Origin of the sequence: Clostridium sp. Marseille-P7770 (assembly GCF_902143525.1) — a bacterium.
GTDB lineage: Bacteria > Bacillota > Clostridia > Lachnospirales > Lachnospiraceae > Pilosibacter.
Genome location: NZ_CABFVC010000002.1, coordinates 37,155 through 48,908, shown reverse-complemented (window position 1 = coordinate 48,908; position 11,754 = coordinate 37,155). Strand labels below are relative to the sequence as shown.

Sequence of the window (11,754 nt, the reverse complement as noted above, 5' to 3'; positions counted from 1 at the left end):
TGGAATATTTGTAGGGTTTTCTGCCCCGCAGTGGCACACTCACGGACTTGCGTCCGTTCGTGCGCGGGCATTCGCCCTATAAAGCCGTCGGCAAAGATTCACTTATGTGCAAGCACAACGTGAATCTTTCCCCGCCGCCTTTGCACTGCTCATTTTCCTACGCGACTATTTCGCCTCGTCAAGGTTCTGAGCCTGCTTCCAGCCCATCTTTGCTCTTAACTCACGGCCAGTCTTAGCTGCAAGTGTCTCAGCGTGTGCTGCTCTTGCCGCATTGAACATTGTTCTGCCAACCTGGTTCTCAAGGATCCAGTTCTTAGCGAATGTACCATCCTGGATCTCTGTTAATACCTGCTTCATAGCCTTCTTAGCTTCGTCGCCGATGATTCTCTTACCGCTTACGTAATCACCATACTCAGCTGTATCAGAGATGGAGTATCTCATTCCCTCGAAACCAGCGTTGAAGATCAGGTCTACGATTAATTTCATCTCATGGATGCACTCGAAGTATGCGTTCTCCGGCTTATAACCAGCCTCAACAAGTGTGTTGAAACCAGCTTCCATTAATGCGCAAACACCGCCGCAGAGAACTGCCTGCTCACCGAAGAGGTCTGTCTCTGTCTCTTCCTTAAATGTTGTCTCGAGGATACCGCCTCTTGCTCCGCCGATGCCTGCAGCGTATGCTTTAGCAACTTCCATGGAGTTTCCGCTCGGATCCTGCTCAACAGCTACGAGACACGGAACACCCTTGCCGCCAACGTACTGGGAACGAACTGTGTGGCCCGGTCCTTTCGGAGCGATCATGATAACATTAACGTCTGCCGGCGGAACGATCTGTTTGAAGTGGATGTTGAAGCCGTGAGCGAATGCAAGTGTCTTGCCTGCTGTAAGGTTTGCCTTGATATCGTTCTTGTAGAGAGCTGCCTGCTTCTCATCGTTTACAAGGATCATGATGATATCTGCTGCCTTTACAGCGTCTGCTGTGAGCATTACTGTGAAACCATCCTCTTTTGCCTTCGCTGCGGACTTGGAGCCCTCGTAAAGACCTACTACTACATCAACACCGGAATCTCTTAAGTTCAGAGCGTGTGCATGACCCTGGGAACCGTAGCCGATAACAGCTACTTTCTTTCCGTCAAGAAGTGATAAGTTACAATCTCTCTCATAATACATTGTTGCCATAGTTTTTCTTCTCCTTATTCTTCATTGTGATCGACACATAATGTGTTGTCTATTCCTAAACCGATCGCGATCTCTCCCGACCGGCTAAGTTCTAATATACCAAAATCTCTGACTTTTTCAATAAAAGATTCAACTTTTTTGCTGTCTCCGGTAATCTCGGCTGTCAGATGCTCTTCACCGAAGTCTACGACTTTTCCGCCGTACTCGTTGATCAGATCCAGTACCTGATGTTTGCTGGAACCTCTGTGGGTTCCTGTCAGGTGCATTTTGATGTACATATGCTGGGCAAATACGGTGTTTTCCGGTTCCAAAAGTGTTACGGCACGGACATCAATGAGTTTTTCCAGCTGACGGACCACCTGGTCCTTCATATATTCATCTCCTGTGGAGACGATGGTGATCCGCGTATAATTCGGATCGTCAAGCGTTCCTGCGGAGATATTATCGATATTATAGCAGCGCTTTGCGTAAAGACCGGCGATGCGGTTTAAAACGCCGAAGCGGTTGTTTACGATCATGGCGACCGCAAACTTTTCAACTTTGTTTTCCATGGTCACCTTATCCTTCCACAATCATGTCTTTAATAGATCGTCCCGGCGGGATCATCGGCAGGACTTTCTCATCCATATCAATATGACAGTCGATCAGGACAGGTCCTGAAGACTTGTCTGCCGCATCCAGGGCTTTTTTCAGATCTTCCATTGTGTAAACGGCATATCCGTCTGCACCGAACGCCTTTGCGAGCGCCGGGAAATCTGTCTTTCTGTCAAGGACGGTCTGAGAATAATGGCAGTCATAGAAGATCGTCTGCCACTGTCTTACCATTCCGAGAACATCATTATCGAAAATAACAATGGTGATCGGGAGTTCCTGACTCACCGCCGTTGCCATCTCGTTTAAGTTCATTCCGAAGCTTCCGTCTCCGGTGAAGAGAACGGTTCTTCTGCCCCTTGCGGCGATGCAGCCGCCGATGGCTGCTCCGAGACCGTATCCCATGGTTCCGAGACCGCCGGAAGTGAGAAGCGTATGCGGCTTTTCAAACGGGTAGAACTGCATGGTCCACATCTGGTGCTGTCCGACATCGGTCGCTACGACCGTATCATCCGTGCAGTGTTTGTGAACTTCTTCAATGATGGCTTCCGGTCCGTAAGGTTTCGGCGCCGGGAGGATCATCTCGTGTTTGTAACCTTCCAGCTCTGTGACCCATTCCGGATGTTTATGCTCCGGGAGTGCTTCCAGGATCTTTGTGAGGATCTCCTTCACATCTCCCCAGAGGCTCACGTCAGGGCTGACGTTCTTTCCGATCTCCGCACGGTCGATATCGATATGGACCGTCATGCATTTCTTTGTGTACTCGTTCAGGTCACCTGTCGCGCGGTCAGAGAACCTGACGCCGACTGCCAGAAGCAGATCACATTCAGACTGGGCCTTGATGGATGGATATTTTCCGTGCATACCGCACATTCCAAGATTCAGCGGATAGGAGGCCGGAACGGAGGTGATTCCCATCATCGAAAGACCGATCGCCGCGTCGACCCGTTTTGAGAGCTCCAGGACTTCTTTCTGGGCTCCGGCTGCCACGACACCGCCGCCTGCGTAGATAAACGGCTTTTTCGCCTTTTTGATCATCTCAACAACTTCACCAATATCTCCACACTCGGACTTTCTCGGCTTCTTTACAACGCTCGGGACTTTTAAGTCCTCCACATACTCGTATTCCGCGGACTGGACGTTCTTCGGAATGTCAATAAGAACCGGTCCCTTACGTCCGGAATTCGCGATCTCGAAGGCTTCAATAATCGTCTTCTGAAGATCCCTGATGTCCCGGACCATAAAGTTGTGCTTTACTACCGGCTGTGTGATTCCGACGATATCCACCTCCTGGAAAGAATCCTTTCCGAGACTGTTTACCGCGACGTTTCCTGTGATAGCAACCATCGGTACGGAATCGAGGTAAGCATTCGCGATCCCTGTCACCAGATTTGTAGCACCGGGACCGCTTGTTGCCAGGACCACGCCGGTCTTTCCGCTTGCTCTCGCATACCCGTCAGCGGCATGGGCAGCTCCCTGCTCATGGGCCGCTAAGACATGTCCGATACGGTCAGACGCAAGATAGAGTTCGTTATAGATATCAAGCACTGCGCCCCCCGGATATCCGAAGACCACTCTCACGCCCTGATGGATCAGCTCTTCCACCAGGATCCGCGCTCCGTTCATTTTCATAGCTGTTTTTCCCCTCATCTTATTTCTTTCGGAATGTCCGACTTTGTCAGACATTCCTGTCTTTTCTTTTTTCGGTACGGACAAATGTCCGTATCAAAATTCAGGTATAAAAAAGCCTTACAGCGTTACACTGTAAGGCTTTGCTTTTCTTCGTAACTTGTTCTTTCAAGTTTCTATCAGGCAATCCCGGATTCAGTATAACGCAAATAAGCATTCCCGTTCACGACGATAATGCTGACGATAATTCGAATCACGACTGCGAGTAGAATAAGATTCGTCATATCTTTGCGTCTCCTTTCCAGTTGCCTTTCAGCAATGTTGCTATGTTTTATTATAAGCACTTTGTCAGAAATTGCAAGTAGTTTCTTTTTATAGCTTGTATGAACCAGAGTTATGTAACATCGCTGGCTCGTCAGTGCCTTTTTGTTTAACAGGGAATTCATCGGAATTCCCTGTTAAAAGAAAAAGCTCTGCAGGCACCGGGATTTCCCCGGCCTGCAGAGCTGCTCCTATTTCAAATTATTTTTACAGTTTTGAATATCCATACGGATTGATCAGCGCATCCAGTTTCTTTCCTTCCTTACATAACGGGCAGTTTCTGTAGTCGCTGTACTGGTAATCCGGAACATCTTTTAATCCGAATACCGACTTGATCGGAATTCCGTTGACATTCTCAAGTGCACTGAATACTGCGGAGATCCCCTGAATAATTCCCCCATAGTACTGGACACCCTCGATCGCCTTGTTGATCGTCAGACCTGTTGTCACGGTCGCGGTGAGGATCAGCACATTCTTTCCATTGATCATTGCGCGGTAATTGTCCTTAAACACGATCTGGCTGTTGCTGTTGAACTCCGGCTTGATAACGTAGATCGTCTTGTGGGCGTTCTTCGACATGAAACCGCCTTTTGTCAGCTCCTGCGCAAGAAGGGTTCCAATCACCTCGGTCCCTTCCATGCATACGATCGTATCAACGATCATATCGTACAGATACATATGTACGAGTGCCTGGGCAATTCCTCCAGCCTCACTCAGACGGCTCTTTACCGTCGTCAGGTCAAAATAGTAATTCGTGTGGGCATGATTCGTTGCAAAATGTCCCTTTACGATTTTTAACGGGGTATCTGTACCGGTCGTCTGAATTTTGTTATACGTTAACTCCATACACGATCCTCCTTATTCAAATCTCACGTTTACTGTTATTTGACTATATTATACCGAATTTTCAGATACTTTTCAAGGAATTTCCCTGTTTTCTATTGGGTTTTTCTCTCATTTTTTCTACCACGCAAGGACCTCATGTCCGGTCTCTGTCACGAGTACCATGATTTCCCTCTGGGCGGACGGAAGCCTGTCATCGGTATAGATCGTCCAGCCGTTGCTGTCATCCACAAAGATATCCGGGCGGCCCATGTTGATCATCGGCTCGATGGTGAAGATCATCCCCGGTGCCATAAGCATCTCCTCGCCCCGTCTTGTCACATAGCTTACAAACGGATCCTCATGGAACTCAAGACCTACACCATGACCGCCGACTTCCTCGACAATGGTGTATCCATTCTTCTTCGCGTAGTCATGGACAGCCTGACCCATATCTCCTAAGAATCCCCACGGTTTTACCTGCTCGAGACCCTTTTCCACAGCTTCATTCGTGACGCGGACAAGTTTTTCCTTCTCCGGGTCCACATTGCCGATCAGGAACATTCTGGACGAATCAGAGAAATATCCGTGAAGGATCGTGGAGACATCCACGTTAATGATATCCCCGTCTTTTAAGACAACATCCTTGGACGGAATTCCGTGGCATACCTGATCATTGATGGAGGTGCACACGCTCTTTGGGAATCCCTCATAATTTAACGGTGCAGGAATCCCGCCGTGTTTTGTCGTAAAGTCGTATACCCACTGATCGATCTCCTCTGTGGTAATTCCCGCCTTGATGTGCTCCGCCACATAGTCAAGGACTGCTACATTCAGTTTTCCGCTCTCACGGATCCCCTCGATCTGTGCCGGTGTCTTGATGATCTTGTGGGACGGAACCTCGTGGCCTGCAAAACGAGCACGACTGATCTTTTGGTCAAATGTCATATGGCACTCACAATATGGCTTCCCGCTTCCACACCAGCATGGATCATTTTTTCCGATTCTGCGAAACATAATTTTTCCTCTTTTCTATCTGTTTTTGCATTTCTGTACTGTACGGGATTTTCCCTAAAAAAGAATATGCCTGGCACATTCTCGCGCCTCACGCGGTCGTGTGCGGCAATCTGCATCTTCGCGCGTTTGCACATTAGAAAATTCCTGTCCGTGTACAGGAATTGCGTTTGCGAATTCTTTTATTTTCCTGTATAATATCCTTATCTATCATAACGTCGGAGACTCTGTTTGTCAAATAAGTCTCCTGAGAAAATATGCCGTTAATATCACGGCGTGGATTTTCCGGACTGAAAATCTCCCGCGTTGCAGAGGCGGCTTTAAAGAAAGTGAGGAATTTACATGAACGTACTGATCACCGGGTTCGACCCCTTCGGCGGAGAGCCGATCAATCCTGCATGGGAAGCCGTAAAAGCCATGAAAGACGAGATCGCCGGGGCAACGATCACAAAGCTGCAGATCCCGACCGTCGTCAATAAATCCATTGCGAAGGTCCATGAAAAGATGCTGGAGCTCCGCCCGGATATCGTTATCAGCATCGGCCAGGCCGGCGGACGGTTCGGCGTGACTCCGGAGCGTGTTGCGATCAATGTAACAGATGCAAGAATCCCGGATAATGAAGGAAACCAGCCCATCGATGAGCCGATCTTTCCAGATGGGGATGCCGCTTATTTCTCCAACCTTCCGGTGAAGGCGATGGTTCAGGCGATCAAGAACTCCGGTTATCCTTCTACTCTCTCCAACACCGCAGGAACCTATATCTGCAACCATGTCATGTACGGAATTTTATACTATATCCAGAAAGAGTTTCCAAATGCACGCGGCGGTTTTATCCACGTCCCGTATGCCGTTTCTCAGGTTGTCAATAAACCGGCAACCCCGTCTATGGCCATTGCGGATATTACGGCTGCTTTGGAAGCAGCTGTGAAAGCTGCGGTTGAATATGAGCAGGATATCAAAGTAGTCGGGGGAGAAACACACTGATAATACCGATTTTGCGCTCATTTCCGAATTACTTTATTGCTTAGTCCATGGATTTTTTCACTAAAAAACTTCATCTCCGGAATTTTTTCAGGCTGTGATATCAGTCTGAAGGTTTCCAGAGATGAAGTTTTTCTGTAACTGTTCAGTAGGTCTGCGCACTTGCTGCGCTGACCGTAAGAAAGCATAGGCTGGAGGCAAAAATCCCATCAGCGAAGCTGATCTGGAATGGATTTTTGCGTGTAACTATGAAGGTACTGAATAGTTACGTTTTTCTTTTATCCGGGTTCCGGACTGCCTTTCGAGGCACCCGCCCGGAATCCGGTTTTCTGATTATTCTTTTGTTCCTCTCTCCGCAGACGCGTTGAGCTTTCCGTCGACCACGTCGATCCTGATCGTATCTCCGGTATGGACGCCATCCGACAGGATCAGGCGGGCCGCCAGAGTCTCCACATTCTTCTGCAGATATCTCTTAAGCGGTCTTGCGCCGTATACCGGATCATAACCGTTGTCCACGATAAACTGCTTTGCAGAATCGGAAAGTGCAACCACAAGCTCTTTATCCGCCAGACGCTTGTTGATATCGGCAACAAGCAGATCGATGATGCTTCCGATGTTGTTCTTTGTAAGCGGCTTGAAGAGGATCGTCTCATCAAGACGGTTTAAGAACTCCGGACGGAAGTGGGCTCGCAGATCGTTCATGACCTCAGCCTTTGCCTCCGGCTTGATATCACCGTTCTCGTCGATACCGTCAAGCAGATACTGGGAACCGATATTGGAGGTCAGGATAATAATCGTATTCTTGAAATCCACGGTCTTGCCCATGGAATCTGTAATACGTCCGTCATCGAGGACCTGAAGCAGAACATTGAATACATCCGGATGTGCCTTCTCGATCTCATCGAACAAAACGACACAATACGGTTTTCTGCGGACTGCCTCTGTAAGCTGACCGCCCTCATCGTATCCGACATATCCTGGCGGCGCTCCGATCAGACGGGATACGGAGTATTTCTCCATGTATTCACTCATATCGATCCGGACCATGTTGTTCTCATCATCAAACAGACTTGCCGCAAGTGTCTTTGCAAGCTCTGTCTTGCCGACACCGGTAGGTCCGAGGAACAGGAAGGAACCGATCGGCTTTGTCGGATCTTTGATCCCCGCCTTGGAACGGATGATCGCGTCTGTAACCTTCTCAACTGCCTCATTCTGACCGACAACACGTTTGTGGAGCTCATCGTCCAGATGAAGAGTCTTATTTCTCTCGCTCTCCGTGAGCTTTGCAACCGGGATGCCCGTCCAGCGGGAGATGATCCTTGCGATCTCATCTTCGGTAACGCTCTCATGGACAAGGCTCAGATCTGCGTTCTTTACCTTCTCCTCCTCTTCCTTCAGCTCTTTTTCAAGCTGCGGAAGCTTACCGTACTGGAGCTCTGCTGCCTTATTCAGATCATATTTCTGCTGTGCATCCTGAATCTGACGATGGACTGCCTCGATCTCCTCACGGATGGAGGAAAGCTTATCAACCGTTGCCTTCTCATTCTGCCACTGGGCCTTCTGAGTCGCGAACTGGTCATGAAGCTCCGCCAGTTCCTTCTGAAGATCCGCAAGACGCTCCTGACTTAAATGGTCTGTCTCTTTCTTGAGAGCTGCCTCCTCGATCTCCAGCTGCATGATCTTTCTGGAGAGTTCATCCAGCTCCGTCGGCATGGAATCGAGCTCCGTCTTGATCATTGCGCAGGCTTCATCCACGAGGTCGATAGCCTTATCCGGAAGGAAACGGTCACTGATATAACGGTTGGAAAGGGTTGCCGCCGCTACAAGCGCGGAATCGGTGATCTTTACGCCATGATAAACCTCATAACGGTCCTTCAGTCCACGAAGGATCGAAATCGTATCCTCGACTGTCGGCTCATCGACCATAACCGGCTGGAAACGACGTTCCAGAGCCGGATCCTTCTCAATGTATTTCCGGTACTCATCCAGAGTTGTCGCACCGATACAGTGCAACTCACCACGGGCAAGCATCGGCTTTAACATATTGCCGGCATCCATGGAGCCTTCCGTCTTTCCGGCTCCGACGATGGTGTGAAGCTCATCGATGAACAAAATAATCTGTCCCTCGCTCTTTTTCACCTCATCGAGAACGGCTTTCAGACGTTCCTCAAACTCACCACGGTATTTCGCGCCCGCAACAAGGGCACCCATATCCAGTGAGAATAATTTCTTGTCTTTTAAGCCCTCCGGTACATCACCGCGGACGATACGCTGTGCAAGACCTTCTACAACGGCGGTCTTACCAACACCGGGTTCACCGATCAGAACCGGGTTGTTTTTCGTTTTTCTGGAAAGGATCCGGATCACATTCCGGATCTCGGCGTCACGGCCGATCACCGGGTCCATCTTCTGATCTCTTGCCTTTTCTACAAGGTCGGAACCGTATTTATTTAAGGTATCGTAGGTTGCCTCCGGATTATCACTGGTAACTCTCTGGTTGCCGCGGACCGTGGACAGAGCCTGTAAGAATTTATTCCGGTCGATCCCATAAGTACGGAACAGTTCCTTTATTGCCCTGTTCGGTTCTTTTAACAGGCATAAGAACAAATGCTCAACGGAAACATATTCGTCTCCCATCGCCTTTGCCTCGTCCTCGGCATCGATCAGGACTTTATTGAGGTCCTGGGTCAGATAAACCTGTCCGCCCCCGGATACCTTCGGCAGCTTCTTAAGTGCTGCTTCCGCCTCATCCGCAAACTGCTCACCGGAGATTCCCATTTTTGTGATCAGCTTTAAGATCAGGCTGTCATCTAACTTTAACAGACTCACCAGGAGATGTTCCTGGTCGATCTGCTGATTTCCATATTCATAAGCCAGCTTCTCGCAGTTCTGGACTGCTTCCACTGATTTCTGTGTAAATTTGCTGATATTCATGATCGCAAGCCTCCCTTCAATTCTGAAGTACTTGTTGTGTTTGTTGTCAGTAATACCGCCCAGCGAAATTTTCATCCGCCGGGCGGCTTAATCTTTCAGATACGTGGCAGCTTCGCATGCGTTTCTGTATCGTTACCGCTTGGGGCTGTCAGATCACCCTTCGATGGAAATGTGCTTCGGACCTTCAACCTTCTTCTCTTCCTCTTTCGGAATTGATACGCTCAGGATACCGTTTTCGAATTTTGCCTTAATCTCCTCTTCCCGGATCTCCTCGCCAAGATAGAAGGTTCTGCTCAGAGCACCTGCATAACGTTCCTTGCGGATGTATTTGCCTTTCTTATCTTCCTCGTCCTTATCAAGACCTTTCTCGGCACTGACGGTCAGATAACCATCCTTCAGTTCGATCTGGATCTCATCTTTCTTAAATCCCGGAAGATCGATATCAAGCTCATACGTCTTTTCTGTCTCTCTGACATCTGTCTTCATCAGTCTGGATACATTCTTACCATACAGCGGATCCTTCTTTTCTGTAAAGAACTTCTCATCAAACGGGAACATATTATCAAATAAACTTTCTCCAAAAATACTCGGCATATACATAAATCATTCCTCCAATCAGAATTCCTGTTTTCTTGTTTGTCATCTATCTGAAAGAACTTCAGAAGATTTTCCAATCTTGGGAACTCCTTGAGATCCTTTGATTTTTTCTCTCTTCCTTTGTTCTGCATGTAATATAACACACATTATTAGCACTGTCAAGAGGTGAGTGCTAATTTTTTTGTGAATTAATTGTGTATTTCATTGACACATTGTAACTTTTCAGGCTCATCGTAGAACGCGTTCTATAGGTAGCCGCCAAGCATCTCTCCCACACACTTCTCGATCTCATCAATAATTTCCATACACCGGTTCTTCTTCATTCCGGCCGTAATGCCAACAGCTAATAATTCTTTTTTTCCCGGATCTTTTCCATTTCCGTCGACGGTCGTTGTGTGTTCCCCATAGTACGTATTACTATAAGTAAGATCGTATGCAGGGCTCAGTCTCCACTGATCTTTTTCTTCATCATACAAATAGGTGAAATTTTTTGAGTGGTCATCTCTGTTATGCGCAAAAACATTAAAACACATTCTTCGAAACATACTTTCCACATCCGCATAATGATCCTTCGTCAATATCTTCGTAAGTTTCATCAGACTGTGGTAATCAAGACTCGGCTGTTCAAAGTCCAGTTCGAGAAGCGCTGCAGCTGTCAGCATATGGACTCGCTTTATCCCATTTTGATCAGGGACTCTGTCAAACCGCTTGGTTCCAAAATAGCCTTTACAGATTCCGGATGGGAACAACTTTGTCTCACTCATCGTAATTTCACATTTCCGGGCACAGCATGAATAATCATACTCCATTTTTCCCGCATCTTTTCCATCTACATGGGCCGGAAATTTTATGATCCACTCTTCATTTCCGATCGAAGTCATGATCTTCGGCCTTGCTCCTCCGCTCGTTCCTCCAAGCCGGTACAATTCGTCAAGTTTGTCTGTATATTCTGTGTTTAATATTTTCTGACACTCCCGCGCCAGTTCATCCAGGTCAGGATTATCCCGCTGCTCTGGAAATTTTCTTTCCGGATAATACGTCAACGCACCCATTCCTGATTTTCCAACGATTGCCAGTCGGTCTAAAACCGTCAGTTTATCCGGATCCTGTTTATGCTCACGAAGCAGACGATTTAGCAGCAATCTTCCCCAATTATCCGGAAGACTGTCCGCAAACACGCCATAAAGGCCGCCAAAATAATCTTTTGTGGGCACAAACACCTGCTTTTTTAACGGCAGCGAGAATGGGCTGATCGAAAATCCATGTTCCAGCCATTCATCGGTGTACTGAAATGCTGCTTTTCGATTTGCTGTCATGGCCAATGTCCCCACAAGTTTTTTATCATAATACACCTGCAGCGCATTATCTTGTTTCATTTATGACCTCCTTTATGTCTCTGTATGGTACCTGCGAAAAAATATTCCTGAGTTCATCCGCAATATCCAGTGCCATTGCGATTTTCGTCAGAGACAACAAGGATATCTGACCGGTAGACTCGAATCTTTTAACAGAACCATAACTCACACCGCTCATCGACGCCAGCTTCTCCTGCGAGATTGAACGCCGTTTTCTAATATTGCGAACCCTCTGCGCCAACTTCAAATCCAGTTCTTCCGCTGTCTCCCATATAAAACCTTCCATAGTCTTTCCCACTTTCGATTTCGTTTTTCGCGCATTTATCAGATA

The 11,754-nt window shown here is 47.8% G+C and carries 10 protein-coding genes; 1 reads left to right on the top strand and 9 read right to left on the bottom strand.

All coding sequences use genetic code 11. The annotated features are described in order from the left end of the window. Positions 1–165: 165 nt before the first annotated feature. The 5 genes from ilvC to FN001_RS03980 all read right to left on the bottom strand — a co-directional run bounded on the left by ilvC (position 166) and on the right by FN001_RS03980 (position 5,559). Positions 166–1,179: a ketol-acid reductoisomerase gene (gene ilvC / locus FN001_RS04000; RefSeq protein WP_142410898.1), complete on the bottom strand. Its 1,014-nt coding sequence runs from the start codon at positions 1,177–1,179 to the stop codon at positions 166–168. 14 nt (positions 1,180–1,193) lie between these two features. Then, complete coding sequence (gene ilvN, locus FN001_RS03995; protein ID WP_015555108.1) at positions 1,194–1,730, bottom strand: acetolactate synthase small subunit; 537 nt, start codon at positions 1,728–1,730, stop codon at positions 1,194–1,196. Between the two features lie 7 nt (positions 1,731–1,737). Next, the gene (ilvB, locus tag FN001_RS03990; RefSeq protein WP_142410897.1) at positions 1,738–3,402 is read right to left on the bottom strand and encodes a biosynthetic-type acetolactate synthase large subunit; all 1,665 of its coding nucleotides are present in this window, start codon (positions 3,400–3,402) and stop codon (positions 1,738–1,740) included. Positions 3,403–3,927: 525 nt separating this feature from the next. Next, on the bottom strand, positions 3,928–4,566 hold the full coding sequence (locus tag FN001_RS03985) for a type I phosphoribosyltransferase (RefSeq protein ID WP_142410896.1): 639 nt from the start codon (positions 4,564–4,566) through the stop codon (positions 3,928–3,930). A 117-nt stretch (positions 4,567–4,683) separates the two neighbouring features. After that, on the bottom strand, positions 4,684–5,559 hold the full coding sequence (locus tag FN001_RS03980) for a methionyl aminopeptidase (RefSeq protein ID WP_117505155.1): 876 nt from the start codon (positions 5,557–5,559) through the stop codon (positions 4,684–4,686). 339 nt (positions 5,560–5,898) lie between these two features. Between FN001_RS03980 and pcp the strand changes: the two genes are divergently transcribed. Next, positions 5,899–6,540: a pyroglutamyl-peptidase I gene (gene pcp, locus FN001_RS03975; RefSeq protein ID WP_142410895.1), complete on the top strand. Its 642-nt coding sequence runs from the start codon at positions 5,899–5,901 to the stop codon at positions 6,538–6,540. A gap of 330 nt (positions 6,541–6,870) precedes the next feature. Here pcp and clpB read toward each other — a convergent pair whose 3' ends face one another. The 4 genes from clpB to FN001_RS03955 all read right to left on the bottom strand — a co-directional run bounded on the left by clpB (position 6,871) and on the right by FN001_RS03955 (position 11,709). Beyond that, positions 6,871–9,471, bottom strand: a complete 2,601-nt coding sequence (gene clpB, locus FN001_RS03970) for an ATP-dependent chaperone ClpB (protein WP_142410894.1) — start codon at positions 9,469–9,471, stop codon at positions 6,871–6,873. A 153-nt stretch (positions 9,472–9,624) separates the two neighbouring features. Further along, a complete protein-coding gene (locus FN001_RS03965) occupies positions 9,625–10,071 on the bottom strand; it encodes an Hsp20/alpha crystallin family protein (protein WP_015555115.1) in 447 nt (148 codons plus the stop codon). Between the two features lie 242 nt (positions 10,072–10,313). Then, the gene (locus FN001_RS03960) at positions 10,314–11,444 is read right to left on the bottom strand and encodes a type II toxin-antitoxin system HipA family toxin (protein ID WP_142410893.1); all 1,131 of its coding nucleotides are present in this window, start codon (positions 11,442–11,444) and stop codon (positions 10,314–10,316) included. Then, positions 11,431–11,709, bottom strand: coding sequence for a helix-turn-helix domain-containing protein (locus FN001_RS03955; RefSeq protein ID WP_117515492.1), 279 nt, complete (start codon positions 11,707–11,709; stop codon positions 11,431–11,433). Before FN001_RS03955 ends, FN001_RS03960 begins: the two co-directional genes overlap by 14 nt. Positions 11,710–11,754: the final 45 nt, after the last annotated feature.

Bases quoted from the DNA above. Each gene is read 5' to 3' on its own strand.
- ilvC (WP_142410898.1), bottom strand. From the start codon at position 1,179: ATGGCAACAATGTATTATGAGAGAGATTGTAACTTATCACTTCTTGAC.
- ilvN (WP_015555108.1), bottom strand. From the start codon at position 1,730: ATGGAAAACAAAGTTGAAAAGTTTGCGGTCGCCATGATCGTAAACAAC.
- ilvB (WP_142410897.1), bottom strand. From the start codon at position 3,402: ATGAAAATGAACGGAGCGCGGATCCTGGTGGAAGAGCTGATCCATCAG.
- FN001_RS03985 (WP_142410896.1), bottom strand. From the start codon at position 4,566: ATGGAGTTAACGTATAACAAAATTCAGACGACCGGTACAGATACCCCG.
- FN001_RS03980 (WP_117505155.1), bottom strand. From the start codon at position 5,559: ATGTTTCGCAGAATCGGAAAAAATGATCCATGCTGGTGTGGAAGCGGG.
- pcp (WP_142410895.1), top strand. From the start codon at position 5,899: ATGAACGTACTGATCACCGGGTTCGACCCCTTCGGCGGAGAGCCGATC.
- clpB (WP_142410894.1), bottom strand. From the start codon at position 9,471: ATGAATATCAGCAAATTTACACAGAAATCAGTGGAAGCAGTCCAGAAC.
- FN001_RS03965 (WP_015555115.1), bottom strand. From the start codon at position 10,071: ATGTATATGCCGAGTATTTTTGGAGAAAGTTTATTTGATAATATGTTC.
- FN001_RS03960 (WP_142410893.1), bottom strand. From the start codon at position 11,444: ATGAAACAAGATAATGCGCTGCAGGTGTATTATGATAAAAAACTTGTG.
- FN001_RS03955 (WP_117515492.1), bottom strand. From the start codon at position 11,709: ATGGAAGGTTTTATATGGGAGACAGCGGAAGAACTGGATTTGAAGTTG.